General features: G+C 72.1%; 8 protein-coding genes and 1 pseudogene (1 of these 9 running past the window's edge). 3 read left to right on the forward strand and 6 right to left on the reverse strand.

The genetic code is table 11. The features are described 5' to 3' along the window. On the reverse strand, positions 1–332 hold the 5' portion of the coding sequence (locus CED_RS15500) for a dTDP-4-dehydrorhamnose 3,5-epimerase family protein (RefSeq protein WP_035911810.1). The gene continues 292 nt to the left of window position 1, outside the view; the window shows 332 of its 624 coding nt (coding positions 1–332); the start codon lies at positions 330–332; the stop codon falls past the left edge of the window. A gap of 950 nt (positions 333–1,282) precedes the next feature. Between CED_RS15500 and CED_RS15505 the strand changes: the two genes are divergently transcribed. Then, positions 1,283–2,509, forward strand: coding sequence for an NADP-dependent malic enzyme (locus CED_RS15505; RefSeq protein WP_011438126.1), 1,227 nt, complete (start codon positions 1,283–1,285; stop codon positions 2,507–2,509). Positions 2,510–2,714: 205 nt separating this feature from the next. Here CED_RS15505 and CED_RS15510 read toward each other — a convergent pair whose 3' ends face one another. Then, the gene (locus CED_RS15510) at positions 2,715–2,957 is read right to left on the reverse strand and encodes a hypothetical protein (protein WP_235187101.1); all 243 of its coding nucleotides are present in this window, start codon (positions 2,955–2,957) and stop codon (positions 2,715–2,717) included. 193 nt (positions 2,958–3,150) lie between these two features. On the opposite strand from CED_RS15510, the gene CED_RS15515 reads away from it, so the two are divergent. Continuing rightward, entirely contained in the window at positions 3,151–4,131 is a 981-nt protein-coding gene (locus tag CED_RS15515; RefSeq protein WP_011438125.1) for a zinc-binding dehydrogenase, read from the forward strand. A 45-nt stretch (positions 4,132–4,176) separates the two neighbouring features. Here CED_RS15515 and CED_RS15520 read toward each other — a convergent pair whose 3' ends face one another. The 3 genes and pseudogenes from CED_RS15520 to CED_RS15530 all read right to left on the reverse strand — a co-directional run bounded on the left by CED_RS15520 (position 4,177) and on the right by CED_RS15530 (position 9,728). Further along, positions 4,177–4,356: a DUF6104 family protein gene (locus CED_RS15520; RefSeq protein ID WP_011438124.1), complete on the reverse strand. Its 180-nt coding sequence runs from the start codon at positions 4,354–4,356 to the stop codon at positions 4,177–4,179. A gap of 145 nt (positions 4,357–4,501) precedes the next feature. Then, positions 4,502–8,236: pseudogene (locus tag CED_RS15525) on the reverse strand (multifunctional oxoglutarate decarboxylase/oxoglutarate dehydrogenase thiamine pyrophosphate-binding subunit/dihydrolipoyllysine-residue succinyltransferase subunit). Positions 8,237–8,693: 457 nt separating this feature from the next. Beyond that, a complete protein-coding gene (locus CED_RS15530) occupies positions 8,694–9,728 on the reverse strand; it encodes a thiamine-phosphate kinase (RefSeq protein WP_011438122.1) in 1,035 nt (344 codons plus the stop codon). A gap of 392 nt (positions 9,729–10,120) precedes the next feature. Here CED_RS15530 and CED_RS15535 point away from each other — a divergent pair, with 392 nt between their 5' ends. Continuing rightward, positions 10,121–11,452 (forward strand): acetamidase/formamidase family protein, encoded by a 1,332-nt coding sequence (locus tag CED_RS15535; protein WP_035911772.1) that lies wholly within the window; start codon positions 10,121–10,123, stop codon positions 11,450–11,452. 42 nt (positions 11,453–11,494) lie between these two features. On the opposite strand, the gene CED_RS15540 is transcribed toward CED_RS15535, so the two are convergent. After that, a complete protein-coding gene (locus tag CED_RS15540) occupies positions 11,495–16,579 on the reverse strand; it encodes an AAA family ATPase (RefSeq protein WP_035911775.1) in 5,085 nt (1,694 codons plus the stop codon). Between the last annotated feature and the right edge of the window lie 249 nt (positions 16,580–16,828).

Genomic DNA, 16,828 nt, shown 5'->3' on the forward strand with positions numbered 1-16,828 from the left:
AGGCCCCGCCGGTCGACGTCGTCGAGGACGACCGCCGCGAACGTCCCGTAGGTCGGTGAGCCGACCCTGATGTCGACGACGCAGTCCAGCACCCGGCCGTGCACGCACGTCACGTACTTCGCCTGGCTGGGGGGGACCTGCGCGTAGTGCACCCCGCGCAGCGTGCCGGCCCGGCTCACGCTGTGGTTGGCCTGCGACAGGGTGAGCGGATGCCCCACCGCCTCGGCGAGAGCGTCCGAGCGGAACCACTCCAGGAAGGTCCCGCGGCTGTCGGAGTGCTGGCGCGGGGTGAACACCCAGGCGTCCGGAACCGATAGTTCGCTGATCTCCACGTGTGCGAAGGTACCGGTTCGGTCCCGCGCCTCCCAGGACGCCGGACCACGCGTCGGACCCGAGCCGGCCCCGGACTCCGGTCGTGACGGAGGGGCCGCGGCGAAGCAGGTGACAAATTCCACCCGTTTCTCCCGCTCCTTGGTGTCGGTTAACGAGGACATAGCGATGTCGTAACAACCGGACGCGGGCCATGGCGGAACCGAATTGAAGGCGATCCGGGCGCGTTGCACCTTCGCCCGCCAGGAGGCCGGCGAGCGACCAGGCCAGGTCGATATCCATGCTGACGATGGTTCTTCCGTCGGTGTCGACGAATTCGTTCAGCGCGTACGAACTGTCGGTCGCCATACCGTCAGAACTGTTGGTCGTCACACCGTCGGAGTGCCCTTGTCGTGCACCTCCTTGGGCAGCTGACCAGGGACGGAGCCGTCGACGGAGGATGCCGGAGATCGCCGTCGCCGGGGCACCGGAGCCGTCGTTCCGGTCACCGACGGAAATCATCNGGAGTGCTACCGTCATTGCCGGAATGGGCATCGCCCGAGTACGACGGAAAGCATCGCTGTGCACGGATTACCTTTTGGGCCCGGGCGGGCGTGTCGGTGGGTTGCCGGTAGCCGGGGGAGACCCCCGCTTCTGATCACGTGATGCTTCCCTCGGGCGTCGGCATCCTCTCCGTGGCGGTATGTTTCGTTTCCGTTGCCGATACGTTCGTTGTCGGTTCGCCGTCGGCGAAGCGCCGTCGGGAGCAGGGGCGGCCGCGCGTGCCATATTGGAAGCAACCCCGGGCGACACCCGGTCGATCGCCCGCCTTACACGATGAGGCGGTACCGCTCAGGCTTGTTCTTCCGCGNAACACGCACCGCACGGGAGTATGAGTACGTTGTAGCCGCAGCCCAGGTGAGACCGCGATCGTCGCGGGGTCCGCCGGCGGCTCGTTCGAGGAGCAACCTCCGTGACCGCAACCACTGACCAGCCGACTCTCGGTTCCACCACGTCGGACTTCGCCGGGCTCAGCCCGCGGCCGTCCGACGACGATCCCGCGTTCGCCCTGCACCGCGGAGGAAAGATCAACATCAACGCTACCGCTCCATTGAACAGTCGGGAAGACCTGTCCCTGGCCTATACGCCCGGAGTCGCGCGGGTGTGTACCGCCATCGCCGGGACTCCGGCCCTTGCCGACGACTACACCTGGCGGTCTAACACCGTTGCCGTGGTCACGGATGGGACGGCCGTGCTCGGCCTCGGTGACATCGGCCCCGCGGCCTCCCTGCCGGTGATGGAGGGCAAGGCCGCGTTGTTCAAGCGCTTCGGTGGTGTGGACGCGGTGCCACTGGCCCTTGCCTGCACGGACGTCGAGGAGATCGTCGACACCGTCGCGCGCCTCGCTCCGAGCTTCGGCGGGATCAACCTCGAGGACATCTCGGCACCGCGCTGCTTCGCCATCGAGCGCCTCCTGCAGGACCGCGTCGACATCCCGGTCTTCCACGACGACCAGCACGGAACGGCCATCGTCGCGCTGGCCGCGCTGGAGAATGCGGCGAAGCTCACCGGACGCACCCTCGGTGATCTGCGTGCCGTGGTGTCCGGCGCGGGCGCTGCCGGCGCCGCCGTGGCCCGCATCCTGCTGGCCGCCGGCATCGGGGACATCGCGGTTGGCGACAGCCGCGGCATCCTCTACGCCGGTCGGGACAACCTCACCCCGAGCAAGGCCGCGCTCGCCGCCGAGACCAACCGTGCCGGCCTGGCCGGGTCCATCACCGACGCGCTCGCCGGCGCCGATGTCTTCCTCGGGCTGTCCGCCGGGCAGGTCCCGGAGGAGGCGGTCGCCACCATGGCGCCGGAGGCGATCATTTTCGCGATGGCCAACCCCGATCCCGAGATCGACCCGGCGGTCGCCCACAAGTACGCGCGGATCGTGGCGACCGGTCGCAGCGACTACCCGAACCAGATCAACAACGTCCTCGCCTTCCCCGGAATCTTCCGGGGAGCGCTCGATGTCCGGGCCAGCCGCGTGACGGAGGGCATGAAGCTCGCCGCCGCGAGGGCGCTCGCCGCGGTGATCGCGGACGAGCTGGCCGAGGATCTCATCATCCCGAGCGTGTTCGACGACCGGGTCGCCCCGGCCGTCGCCGCGGCGACGGCCGCGGCCGCGCGGGCGGACGGGGTGGCCCGCCGCTGACGAGGGCCGGCTGATCGCCGTCGTGCCAGCCAAGGGCGTCCAGGGATCCCGGTGCACCTTCTCCGGGGTCCCTGGACGCCTCCACGGGGCCCGTGCCACGCGGGGTCCCCCCCCTTGACGGTCGAGTCCCCCGAGTCCCGCTACGGGTCCTGAGCCGCGTTCCCGGGCCGTTCGCGAGCCCGCGTGGTCTCAGCCCGCGTGGGTCTCAGACCCGGCCGCATCCCGGGCAGGGCCGGTTCTCCACCGCCTCCGCGAGCGGGCGCAGGGTCCCACATCCCTTGTAAGAGCAGCACACGAAGTCGGCGGGAGCCACCGTGATGACCGGTATGCCGTCCACGATGACCGTCGCGGGTGCCTCCGGGACGGGCGCGGGGTGTCGGCGGCGCCAGCCCAGCCGCCGGCTCGACCCGTTTCTGCGTGGCGAGTCGGGCATGTCCTCGTGGGTCACCACGGCCTGTTTACCATTGGGTGTCCACCCTTGTTGTTCCCACGGTGTCGAGTTCAGCACACCGGCCTGGCAGGCGCGGTTGCCGGCCCGGATGGTCCCCTTCGTCCGTGGCGTCGCCTGTCGGTTGTCCTGAGTGGATCCGCGCCGGTCGGCCTCGCTCGCGTCTGCACGCCAGTAGCCGNAGGTTCGAAGGGTGCTAGCCGCCGCCGCCATGTCCCTCCACCCCGATTCCCCGCTCGACGGCCTGGCCATCGGGGAGCAGCCCGAACCCGCGCCGCTCGACGGGTGGGTCACCGTCACGGTGCGGGCCGCCTCGCTCAACCATCACGACCTGTTCAGCCTGCGTGGAGTGGGCCTGCCGGCGGATCGGCTCCCGATGATCCTCGGCTGTGACGCCGCCGGGGTGACCCCCGACGGGCAGGAGGTCATCGTCCACAGCGTGATCGGTGATCCGGCAGCGGGCGGGGGGGACGAGACGCTGGACCCGAAGCGGACCCTGCTGTCCGAGCTGTACCCGGGAACCCTTGCCGAGCGGGTCGCCGTGCCGCGGCGCAACCTGATCCCGAAGCCCGCAGGGTTGTCGTGGGAGGAGGCCGCCTGCCTGCCGACCGCCTGGCTCACCGCCTACCGGATGGTCGTCTCCCGGGCGGGGCTGCCCGCCGGGGGCGGCGGCACCGTGCTCATCCAGGGAGCCGGTGGGGGGGTGGCCACCGCGGCGCTGCTGATCGCCAAGGCCGCCGGGCACACCGTTTTCGTGACCTCGCGGGACGAGACCAAGCGGAAGCGGGCGGCCGCCCTCGGCGCCGACGAGGTTCTCGAACCCGGTGCCCGGCTGCCGCGCCGGGTCGACGCGGTCATCGAGACCGTCGGCGCCGCCACCTGGGGTCACTCGGTGAAGGCAGTGCGCCCCGGCGGGCGCATCGTGGTCTCGGGCGCCACCAGTGGTCCGAACCCGCCGGCGGACCTCACCCGGATCTTCTTTCTCCAGCTGTCGGTGATCGGTTCCACCATGGGGAGCCGGGACGAGCTAGTCGATCTCGTTGCATTCGTGGAACGGACCGGGGTGCGGCCGCTGATCCACGAGGTGCGCCCGTTGGCCGATGCCCGGGCGGCCTTCGAGCAGCTGCTCGGCGGTGAGTTCTTCGGCAAGTTGATACTCCGCCCCCCCGCCTAGCCCCTTCGTCGTGGTGCGGGGACTCCTGGCTCGGGGCTGGGCGGGCTAGAGATCCGGGTCCTCCTCGGGGCGGGCCAGCCAGGTGGCGAGCCGGTCGATCGCGTCCTCGAAGTCGGGATACAGGTCCACGAAGACGCGCAGCGAGTCGGCAAGACCCTCGTAGGTCAGGCTCTCCGGGCCGCGCCGCGCGGCGAGTTCCTCGATCCCCCGGTCGGTGAAGTACATCGCTGCCCCCTGTCTGGCGAGCGGATGGCTGGCGAGCCGGACCGGCCGCCGCACGCCGGTGGCGCTGCCGGGCACGGCGGCCCGGGAACACCACCGGTGCGGCGGGACGGTCCTCGGATCGGGCGACGCTCCGCCGGCCGCGTGCTCAGTTCTCGAACGCCGCCTCGACCAGGGCCTGCTGCTCGCGCTCGTGCACCTTCGACGACCCCGAGGCCGGGGCCGCGGCGGCGCGCCGGGAGATGCGACGCAGCCGGATGTCGCCGGGCAGGAACTCGGTCAGGTTGAGGGCCATGTGCGGGTAGGCGCCCTGGTTCGCCGGCTCCTCCTGGAGCCAGACGATGTCCGTCACGTTCGGGTAACGCTCCAGGACCTGCGCGAGCTCCGGCCCGGGCGTCGGGTAGAGCTGTTCGACGCGCAACAGGGCGAATCGCTCGGCGTCGTCGTGCTNCCCCCGGGCGGCGGCGAGATCGTAGTAGACCTTGCCCGCCGTGAGCAGTATCCGGCGCACGGCCGACGGGTCCGTGACGGACCCGTCGTCGATCACCGGCTGCCAGCCGCCGCCGGTCAGCTCGGCCACGGTGGACGTTGCGGCCTTCAGCCGCAGCATCGACTTGGGGGTGAAGACCACCAGCGGACGCCGGACCGGCGAGAGGGCCTGCCGGCGCAGCAGGTGGAAGTAGCTGGCGGGGGACGAGGGTGCGGAGACCGTCATGTTGTTGTCCGCGCACAGCGACAAGAAGCGCTCGATGCGGGCGGAGGAGTGGTCGGGACCCTGACCCTCGTAGCCGTGCGGCAGCAGCAGGGTGACCGCCGACCGCTGGCCCCACTTGGCCTCACCGGCGGTGATGAACTCGTCAATGATCGACTGGGCGCCGTTGGCGAAGTCGCCGAACTGCGCCTCCCAGAGCACCAGCATGTCCGGCCGGGCGACCGCGTAGCCGTACTCGAAGCCCATCGCCGCGAACTCGCTCAACAGCGAGTCGTAGACGTAGAAGGTGCCGACACCGTCGTTCACGATGGTGCCGTCGAGGCCGTGGCGCAGGGTCCGCAGCGGGGTGTGGTCCGCGGCGCTGTGCCGGTCGACCAGCACGGCGTGCCGCTGGCCGAAGGTGCCCCGCCGGCTGTCCTGACCGGTCAGCCGCACCGAGCGGCCGTCGAGCAGGAGCGTTCCGAAGGCCAGGGTCNCCNCCNGCNCCCAGTCGATNAAGCCGGTCTCCACCATCTGGGCCCGCCGCTCGACCTGGGGACGCAGCCGTGGATGGACGGTGAAGCCCTCCGGCAGGTTGACCTGGGTCTCGATGACCTTCTTCACGGCCTCGTCGGACACGGCGGTGCTGACCGCGGCCGCCGCGGCGGCCTCCTCCGGGGNGGNGATGATGCGTGGCTGCGGCGACGAGCTCGCCGGGGNGGTGTCCCGGGTCTGCGCGAAGGCCTTCTCGAGCTCCGCGCGGTAGCTCTTCATCGCTTGCTCGGCCTCCTCGCGGGTGATGTCCCCGCGGCCGATCAGCGCCTCGGTGTAGAGCTTGCGCACCGAACGCTTGCTGGCGATGGTGTCGTACATCAACGGCTGGGTGAACGAGGGCTCGTCCATCTCGTTGTGCCCGCGCCGCCGGTAGCAGACCAGATCGATGACGACGTCCTTGTGGAACGCCTGGCGGTACTCGAACGCCAGCGCCGCAACCCGGACACACGCCTCCGGGTCGTCCCCGTTCACGTGGAAGATCGGTGCCTGGACCATCCGGGCGACGTCGGTGGCGTACACCGACGACCGGCCGGAGTCCGGCGAGGTGGTGAATCCGACCTGGTTGTTGATGACCAGGTGCACGGTGCCACCGGTGCGGTATCCCCGCAGCTGGGACAGGTTGAGGGTCTCGGCGACGACCCCCTGCCCGGCGAACGCGGCATCGCCGTGGACGAGTACCGGCAGAACGGTGAAACCCGCCGAGCCCTTGTCCAGAATGTCCTGCTTGGCGCGGACGACGCCCTCGGTGACCGGGTCGACCGCCTCGAGGTGCGACGGGTTCGCGACCACCGAAACCGGTACCGTGCGGCCGTCCTGGCCGGTGTAGACGCCCTCGGCGCCGAGGTGGTACTTCACGTCGCCGGAGCCGTGCGCCGTCTGCGGGTCGAGGTAGCCCTCGAACTCGGCGAAGATCTGCCGGTAGGACTTGCCGACGATGTTGGCGAGCACGTTCAGCCGGCCGCGATGGGCCATGCCGATGACGACCTCGTCCANCCCCGCGCCGGCGGCACGCGAGAGAACCTCGTCGAGGGCGGGGATCGTCGACTCGGCGCCCTCGAGGGAGAACCGGCGCTGGCCGACGTACTTGGTCTGCAGGAAAGATTCGAACGCCTCCGCGGCCCCGAGCCGCTCCAGCACGTGCAGCTGCTCGGCCGGGTCCGGCCGCTCCGCGGCCCGCTCGACCCGGGCCTGGATCCAGGCACGCTCATCCGGTTCCTGGATNTGCATGTACTCGATGCCGACCCGACGGCAGTACGAGTCGCGCAGGACCCCCAGGACGTCGCGCAGGGACATCGTCCGGTGCCCGGCGAAGCCGCCGACGGCGAACTCGCGGTCGAGGTCCCACAGGGTCAGCCCGTGGCTGATGATGTCGAGGTCGGGATGGCNGCGGATGGCGAACTCGAGCGGGTTCGTGTCCGCCATGAGGTGGCCGCGCACCCGGTAGGCGTGGATCAGTTCCAGCACCCGGGCGTTGTGGTCGAGGTCGCCCTCGTGCACGACCGGCATGTCGGCGACCCAGCGCACGGGCTCGTAGGGCACCCGCAGCGACTGGAAGATCTCGTCGTAGAAGCCCTCCTCGCCGAGGAGCAGCTGATGCATCCGGCGCAGGTACTCACCCGACTGGGCGCCCTGGATGATGCGGTGGTCGTAGGTGCTGGTCAGAGTGATGATCTTGGAGATCGCGAGCTTCGCCAGGGTGTTCGCCGACGCGCCGGAGAACTCGGCCGGGTACTCCATCGCCCCGACGCCGATGATCGTGCCCTGGCCCTCCATCAGGCGGGGCACCGAGTGCACGGTGCCGATGCCGCCGGGGTTGGTCAGGCTGATGGTGACGCCGGTGAAGTCGTCGGTGGTCAGCTTGTTCGTCCGGGCCCGGCGCACGAGGTCCTCGTAGGCCTGCCAGAACTGGGTGAAGTCCAGCGTCTCGGCCTTCTTGACGGCGGCGACAACGAGCTGGCGGCCCTTCGGGGTCACCAGGTCGATGGCGAGGCCCAGGTTGATGTGCTCCGGCTGGACGACGGCCGGCTTGCCGCCCACCTCCGTGTAGGAGGCGTTCATGACGGGATGCGCGGCCAGCGCCTTGACCATCGCGTAGCCGATGATGTGCGTGAAGGACACCTTGCCGCCGCTGGAGCGGGCCAGGTGCCGGTTGATCACGATGCGGTTGTCCGCGAGCAGCTTGGCCGGCACCGCCCGCACCGAGGTCGCCGTCGGGATGTGCAGCGAGGTCTCCATGTTGCTGACCACGCGGGCGGCGGCGCCGCGCAGCGGCGTGGCCGCCTCCGGAGCCTGCCTGTCGGCGGGTGCCGCCTGCTTCGGGGGCCCGGCGGGCTGTGCCGACGCCGGGACCGGCGCGGCCGGAGTAGACGGCGCGGCCGTGCTCGGCTTCACCGGAACAGGCGTAGTGTGGAAGACCTCACCATCCGGCGAAACCTCCCCGTTAGGTGCCGCCGTGGCGGCCTGCCCGGCGCCGCCCGCGGCGGCGGGCGGCGCGCCGGGGTGGTAATCGGAGAGGAACTCGCGCCACTCCGGCGACACGCTCTGCGGATCTTCGAGAAACTGTTGGTAGATCTCGAAGACCAGCCATTCGTTGGGTCCGAAGTCAGGTCCTGACGCAGGTACCGTCGGTGCTGTCACGGGGCCATTCGCCTCTATCCACGGTCTCGCTTCTCGGCCTCCGATAAGGCCCTTCCGCCACCGTCTGCCTATCCTACCCGCTCTGGGCATCCCGGCCTGGCCCGTCCATGATCGGTTACGAGTAGATTGCTCGGCGTGTTCTCCGGGATGGGCGGACCGGCGCCGGGAACGTCCGGTAGCTACAGCCAATCAGGGCGAGAGCGAGATCGTTCCATCGTTCACCGCGCGGTGGGGATACTCCCGGGCGGGCCGTCGGTTATGCTTCGGTGACGCCGGCCCGCATCATGGCCCCCGGACCCAATAAATGTCGCTTCGAGCGACCTACGCCCGTGAGGCGACCTGGCGGGCCGGCGTCTGCCTCCTGATGTTTCTGCTCCTCGGTGTCTTTTCTCCCTTGGTGTCGTTGTCTCTTGGTGTCGTTGTCCCTTGGTGTCGTTGTCCCTTGGTGTGTCCGGAGTCAGGATGCGTCCGTCGCGGACTGCCCGTAGTGATCCCACCCATCGCTGCCTACGGGGCGCTCCCCGTCCACTGTCACCCCCGCGCCGGCCGATCCCGCGCCGCTCAGGACCGAACCGATCACGATGCACCCGGCCGGCGGGGTCACTCCTGGGGGAAGGCAGGCGACCAGCGGGTGATCCTCGCCGCCGCCGAGTACCCAGCGCAACGGGTCCACATCAAGGGCGGCCCCGGCCGACCGCATCGCCTCGTCGATCAGGAAGGCTTCCGACGCGAGATCGATGGACACCCCCGAGGCCACGGCGATGTGACCGAGATCCGCCACGAGACCGTCCGAGACGTCGCACATGGCGTGCGCGCCCGCGGCGGCGAGCACCGGCCCGAGCGCGTAGGGCGGCCGGGGCCGGCGGTGCGCCGCGATCAGTTCCTTCCATCTCGGGTCGTCGACCCATCGGGAGTCGCCGGCTGCCGAACCCGCCGTGAGTAGGGCCAGCCCCGCCTGGGCCCACCCGAGACGACCAGCGAGCACCACGGCATCGCCGGGCCGGGCGCCCGAGCGCAGGACCGGCGGCCGGCCCTGCAGGTCACCGAGCGCGGTCACCCCGAGCATGATCGAATCCGCGGAGCTGACGTCCCCGCCGGACACGGAGGCACCGGCCTGCGCGCATTCCTCGGCCATTCCGTCGGCCATCGCCAGGGCCCAGTCGACCGCGAGGTCGCCGGGTGCGGCGAAGCCGAGGAACAGGCCGGTGGGCCTCGCCCCCATCGACGCCACGTCGGCGAGGTTCTGCGCGGCGGCCTTGTGCCCGACATCCACCGCGGACGACCAGTCCCGGCGGAAGTGGCGTCCTTCGAGCAGCAGGTCGGTGGTGACGACCACCCGACCGTCCGGGGCGGCCAGCACCGCCGCGTCGTCCCCGGGGCCGACCAGCACGTCCCGTCCATGGGAGAAACGCGCCGTCACGGCCTCGATCAAGCCGAACTCGCCCAGATCGCGCAGCGTCGCCCCCGCCGGGGGTCTCCCGTGACTTCCCATTCGCCATATCCTCCAATATCTAGATGATCTAGATATTCCATCCTCAGGCGGAGTTTCCCGACCCCGCCGCCCGCCGGACCGACCGGACCAACCGGTCCCGCGGCTTCCGGCCGGAGGCGGCACCGACGGGTGGATGGTGGCGAGTCCGGGGCGTGCCGGATGCGGCCCTGGCCGCACCGCCTACCCGGAAACAGCGGAATGACCGTGATCGCAACGTCTGCGTCACCTTCCCGACATATGCTGCTGGAAATCTGACGCGCGTGCGAAGCCAGACCTGTCCGCGTGTATGTTGTCCGCGGCCTGCCGTGATCCGTGGGGTCGGTCAGCCGCGCGCCCAGGCGATCCGGCCCAGCGGAGGTCCGCTGACCAGGCATCGGTCCAGGTAGGGTCGGGTGNCGCTGCAGCCTGGCCGAGGAAGGATCGAGGGACGGCACTACCTGCCCTCCACCCCCGAGACCATCAGATGGGGTGAGCTGCCGAACGCCCTGACCAGGCCGGTTCTCAGTATCGACTCCGGCGCCACGGTCACCTTCGACACGGTCAGCCAAGAGGGGATCCTCTGCGACCAGGGGCGCGATCCCGACGCCTTCTTCGCCGGTTTCGGGGTCGCGCCGTCGGAGGTGCTGGCCGACGCCCGGGCGATCGCCGCTTCGGGTATCCCGCACCGGTTCGGGGTGGACGGTCCCCACATCGTCACCGGACCGGTGTTCATCCGGGGCGCGGAACCGGGGGACGTGCTGCGGGTTGAGGTGGTCTCGCTGCATCCCCGCGCACGGTATGGGATCGTCTCGACCCGCCATGGCGCGGGCCTGCTTGCAGGGGAGTNCCCCGNGGGGGGGCCGCCGGACGCGGACGCCGACGCCCGCCATTGGCGACGCTTCCGCACCGTTACCACCTTCTGTGCGGTGGAGCGCCGGCGGGGCCGCCTGTTCGGCGCCCTGACCAGCGTGAACGGCAGCAGGACCCGGTTTCCGTTGGCGCCGTTCCTGGGCATCATGGCGGTCGGCGTGGACACTACCACCAAGATCGTCCCCTCCACCTCGATCGGTCTGCACGGCGGCGCCCTGGACTGCCGGGAACTCGGCGCGGGCGCGCGGCTGTTCCTGCCGGTCCAGGTGAGCGGCGCGTTGTTCGCCGTCGGCGATCCGCATTACGCCCTCGGGGACGGGAAGATCGGTGCCACCGCCCTGGATGGCCCGCTACGGGCGACGCTGCGGCTGACCGTGCTGCGTGACACGGCGGCCCGGTCGGTTCTCGGCGCGCTGCGGGAACCGTTCATCGAGACCGACACGGCCTGGGTCACCCTGGGGCTCGACGTTGACCTCGCCGAGTCCGTCCGCCGCGCGGCGCGGTCGGCGGTGGTCTTCCTGCAGAGCCGGGTCGGGCTCGACCGGACCGAGGCGCTCGCCTACCTGTCCGCCGCGGCCGACTTCGGGGCCTGCCAGCTCGGCACCGGCACCCAGAGCGCGTTCTGCCGCATCCGTCGGGCGGACTTCACCGAACTGCCGATCGCGAAGCCGCGACTGCCGCGATCCGGACTCGTGCGGATCGTCGGCGTGGGCGACTCGGAGACCGAGGACCCGACGGATCCGGAACACGCCGCGGAGAAGACGCCGGATCGGGCCGACGAGAAGATCGGTCGCGCGGTGCGGATTCACTGGGCCGAGCCGGCCGGTGCCTCACCCCCGATCGACGCGGAAGCCGGCGGCCCGGACACCCCGTGACCGGCCGGGCGCCGGAGCAGGTGTCGAGGCATCCCACGACGATCACGATCCCGACGTCCTGCCGGCGCCGTTCGAACCGGACGGGGTGACCGGGCCGCCGGCCTGACCGACCCGTTCGGCACGCGGGGAGCAGTCTCCCCCACCGGCGCCCGGGGCCGTGCCCGTGCCTCGCCGGAGGGCAGGGGCCGAATCACGGGCCGAACCGCGCGGATCGGCGTCCGGCGGTGCGTCGTCGAGGCCCTCCAGATCGGACAGGGCGATGGGCCGCCACCGGTGCAGCGCCTCGTCGGCGCTCGCCCGGACGGTGGAATGTTCGACGCGGGGGAGGCCGGTGGCGGCCTCGTCCCGCAGTCCTCGCGCCCCGGTGTTCACGGGCGCGATACCGGCCCTCGCCAGCCGCGGCCACAACGAGGCCAACGCGGCGTCGGCGTCGAGTTCGAACTCGGACTGGCGGNCCCGCCAGAACCGCCAGCCCGCCCGGCGCAGCTCGCGCTCCCGGGCGAACTCGTGCGCGATCTCGTCCGGACCGGAGCCGACGTCCCCGTCGCACTCGACGGCGAGCCGGGCCCGACCGCCGGAGACGACCAGGTCGACCCGCCGACCGTTGATCTCCACCTGCGGGGTGACCAGGTAGCCGCGGCCGACGATCTCCCGGAAGACCCGCTGTTCGAACAGGGATCCGAAGGCCGGATGCGGACGGTTGGTCGGCACTTCGGCGAGTGCCGGGGGCTCCTCGCCGCGGCCGCCGGCCGCCGGGTGCGTCGTGGACAGCACGTAGCTCAGATAGTTGTGCCGCAGATCGCGAGGGTCAAGATCGGTGACCGGTACGGAGTGGAACAGCCAGACCTGGTCGCGGGCCCGGGAGGCCGCGACGTTGAACCGCCGCTGGTACTCCAGCCGGGTCAGCGGGGTGATGCGCGAGTCGGGCGCCACCACCAGGGACAGGAAGACGACGTCGCGCTCGTCACCCTGGAAGTCGGCGGGGACGCCCACCCGCAGCCGTCGACGCTGGTGCTCGGCGGCGGACATCCGGTCGGCCAGCTGGTCGCGGATCAGCGCCGCCTGTGCGGTGCCCTGTGGGACGACGACGCCGAAGGAGAGCCGGGCGTACCGGGGATCCTCGGCGCAGGAGAGCACCTGTGCGACCAGGGCATCGGCCTCGGCCGGANTGCGTGGACCGAGGCCCGCGTCCGTGGTGAAACCGTGGGGAACGAACCGGGCCACCAGCGGCGGCAGCCGGTCGGCGCCAAACTGGCGCAGGGGAAGCAGCGGCGCGTCCCGGTAGAACATGGCCGACGACCACTCGATGATCTCCGGCATGCACCGGAAGTGCTCCCGCAGCCGGATCACCTCGCCGAAGCGGGTTCGCAACAGCGTGAACAGGCTCGACCGGGGGGTGAACCCGACGCGTAGCCACGCCGGCACCTCCGGCAGCAGGGCCTCCAGCCGGTCGAAGACCCGGTCGAGCTCGTCCGTGACCTCCACCGGCGGCGTGCACTGCCGGTCGTCGCCCACGACGATCACCCGTGGGGCGAGCCAGAGCAGGAACAGGCTGTCGAGCCCGGCCTGACTGCCTTCGTCGACGATCACGACGTCGAAGCTGTCGCGCACCGCCGGGATCGTCGACAGCACCTCCCGGATCGGCATGACCCAGGCCGGCACCGCCGTCTGGGCGATCTCCATCGCCTCCCGGGCGGCCTGGCGGAAACGCTCGGCGTGGCGGCCGCCGAAGGTGCCGCTGGCCGCCACCGCGTCGGCATAGGCGCGCAGCGCGGCCGACTGCTCGGCGCCCATCCGTTCGAGGCAGTGTTTCCACGCGCGGGCGCCGGCCAGCTCCGCGGTGGCCGCGGCGACCATGTCCTCCGCCGCGTCCAGCTCGGCGTCCAGATCGACAGGTGGTCCAGCCGGGCCGCCGGGGGCCGTGGCGGCGCCGGGGGCCGTGGCGGTCAGCCAGCTCGCGGCCACCGCCCAGGACCAGGCGGTCGTGAACGCCGCGAGCCTGGCCGGCCAGATCTCCGCTCCATTGGGCCGGGTCGCGCCGGCCGTCGAGACGAGGAGATCGGCGAGGTCGGGATGCGCCGCGCGCAGCCGGCCGAGCAGCTCGTCCCGGCGCAGCGCCACCTCCCGGGCAGCCATGGTGGTGGCGAGCGCGGCCCGGGTCCGCGTGTACGCGGCCACATTGCGGGCCGCTACCGCGCCGGCCAGCTCGGCGACCTCGGACGGCGTGCCCGCCGCGGTGGCAAGCCCGGCGTAGCCCTCCCGCAGTTCCCCCAGCGCCCGCTCGGCGTCGGTGGCGGCTGCCATCGGGCGCAGCGCGGCCATGACGGCCGCGAGATCCCGGACGCGCTCGGCGGAGTCCATCGCCGGTGCCCGGCCGGGCACGATGTCCTCCAGGATTGCCACGACCCGGTTCCGCGCCGCCACGATCGCCTGGATCTCCGTGACGGCCTCCTGCGCCTCAACCAGCCGGGACAGGCGTACCTCGAAGGGATCGGTGGGCCGCGGCGCGATCCCGACCAGGACCCATCCGCGGGTCGCGGCCTCGACCGCGACCTCCGCCCGGAGCCGGACGAGCACGAGATCGAGCAGCTCCGGGGTGGTCGGCGCGACGCCGTCCACCAGCGTCCGGGTCAGCAGCGTGTCCGCCTCCTTCTGGACCTTCGGCCGGAACCTGCGCCGTAGCTCGCCCCCGGCGTCGAGGTACTCGCGCAGTGCCTCCCCCCGGGCGAGCAGGGCGGCGGGGTCGAAGCCCGGATCCGCCGGGGAGCCGGCGTCGGCCGCCGAGGCGGAGCCGTCCGGGGAGGCGGAGGTCGGAAGGGCGACCGCGTGCAGACCGAGCTCGGTCACGTGCCGCGTCGCCTCGGCGATCATCGGCGTGGCCGCGGCCACCTTCGCCCAGAGGACCCGGTCCCGGCCGGCGAGGGCGTCGTCGAGGGCCGCCGGAACCCAGTGCCGTCTGTTCGACCGCTGCCCGCGCCCGTCGAGCTCCTCGAGCGCGCGGGAGAGGCTGGCGACCGCCTGCTGTAGCGGATCGAGGGAGACCACCGCGGGATCGACGGCGGCGAGCGTGTCGAGGAGACCCCGGGTCGCGGGACGGACGGCCGCGCGGGCAAGGCGGACCGCCTCGTCGGCCGCGCGGGCGGTGGCCACCAGGTCCGCGAACCGCTCGGCGGGTAGGAATCGGCTCATCTCGACCACCGGGCCGGCGGACCGGTCCGCGCCGACGTCCTGACCGGATCGCACCTGACCGGATCGCACCTGACCGGATCGCAGCAGGGCGTGGAGCTCCAGCGCCTCGGCGTCGGTCAACGGCGGGGGAACCGGCGCAGGGCCGACAGACCCGGACCCCGTCGCCGTGGTCCTCGCGGNGGTGGTGGCTGCCGCGCTCCGGGGCACGGGCCGCGGCAGCCACCGCGACGCGTCGGCCTCGGCCCGGACCCGCGCCGCGATGCTCGCCCGCGTCCCGCCCCAGCCCGCGGCCACCTCGCTGTCCGGATGCACCGTGTGCTCGGCCAACCGCAGGGCGCGGGCCCGGTCCGCCAGGACATCGCGGGCGCGGATCGCCTCCTGCCGGCGCGCGGCGGCCCGCACGATCCGCCGGTCGAGCGCCTCGGGGTGATAGGTGGCCTTCTCCGCGGCCAGGGCGCTCACGCTCGCGGCGAGCTCGGGGGAACCCACGCCGATGCCGCCAAGCTCGTCCGCTTCGTCTTCGGCCCCGGCCGGGGCGGGGTCGAAGACTGCGTCGGGCCGGCCGTCCAGGTCCGCCCCCGCGTTCCCGGCCTGGTCGACCGGTGCGTCGCGCGCCTCCTCGGTATCGGTGAACGACACGCACAGCCGCTGCAGGTCCGGGGGCAGTTTCTCCCGCAGGACCCGCAGGGCTTGCGACTTCTGGCTGGTGACCAGAACCCGTTGCCCCTCCGCCAGCAAGGCGCAGACCAGGTTGGCGATCGTGTGCGTCTTGCCGGTGCCGGGCGGGCCCTCGACGACGACGCCGTTGTCGTGGCGAAGCCGCTCCAGCACCCGGGCCTGCTCGGGACTGGCCGGGAGCGGGAGCAGCGGGTCCGCACCGAGTTCGGCGCCGCTCGTCGCTCCCTCTGCCTCGAGCCAGGCCAACCGGTCGGCGGCGTCGAGGGTCTCCACCAGCTGGACGAGGCCGAGCGGCGGAGGTCCGTCACCCCGCAGGACGTCGAGCATCCGCTCGTAGTAGGTCAGCAGGGCGGCCTGGTCACGGGTGCGCAGGACGAAGGCCGGGGCGAAGGTCACCCGCGGGCGTGACGCGCTGTCGGGCGCGGGCGGCGCGAGGTCGGGTTCGAAGCCGTCCGTCGGCACGTCGAGCGCCAGCGCCAGCCAGTCCCGCAGCAGCCGGATGTCGTCCGGACCCAGTGGCGCCGACGGTCGTCCCCGCAGGCGCTCGTGCAGCGCGTTCGTCCGTTCCCGGCGGAAGCCGGCGATGCCGTCGAGTAGCGGGCCGTCGGCGAGGCGCGTGGTGGCCCCCGCCGGGACCCGCACCCTGATATCGGAGGTGACCGGGTCGATGTCGCAGGTCAGCCGGGTGTTCAGCAGGTGCTCGCGGACGGTGGGGCCGCCCGGTGGCTGCCAGGTCAGCAGGCCGGTCGCCAGCACGAGTTCCAGCGCGTCACCCTCCTGGGCCACCCGGGCCGCGACCGCGTGCAGCGTGTTGTGCAGATTGCGTCGCTCCGCGTCAACGCGCGCGCGTGTCGCCCAGAGCTGCCATCGCGGCAACCAGGCCTGGTAGGCCGCCGCCGCGGCGGTCTGCTCGGCGGCGGTCTGCTCGGCGGCGGCGCCGTTCCACACCGGCGGCTGGTCGGGATCGGCGCCGGCCGCGTCGGGCAGCACGATCTGGCCGGCGAGGATCGCGGGCGGTGGCGGCGGTGGGGGTAGGACGGTGGCGGCGGGGGCGGTCAGCAGCACCTCGCCGGCCCCGGCGTGCTCGGACAGCGGCACGCCGGCCGGGATGTCGGCGAGCCACACCGTGAGCGGATGCTCCTCGATGGTCCGGATCCGGCCCGACCGGGCCGCCGCGACCTCATGGAGGAACCGCACCAGCCGGTGACAGCGGTCCGCGAGGGCGGCATGCCGCTCGGGGCCGGCGGTCTGCGTCGTCATCAGGACCTCGCTCTGGAGATCCCGGCGCCCGCGCCGGGAGGGAAACGCCGTCCGTCGGTTGTCGACACGTGACTTTCCTCCCGTCGGCGCTGTTCTCCCGATCCGCTCTCCCGATCCGTGGCGCCACCGATCTGTGACGCCCCGTCCGCGAGGTCGGCAGGATGCCGGCATCCTACGCATAATGACGTGCCCCTCTCCGACGGAGCGACAGGAGGGGGTAGCCCGTCCGCGGGGTGCGCCGGGTGCGGG

Origin of the sequence: Frankia sp. CeD, assembly GCF_000732115.1 — a bacterium.
GTDB classification, from domain to species: domain Bacteria; phylum Actinomycetota; class Actinomycetes; order Frankiales; family Frankiaceae; genus Frankia; species Frankia casuarinae.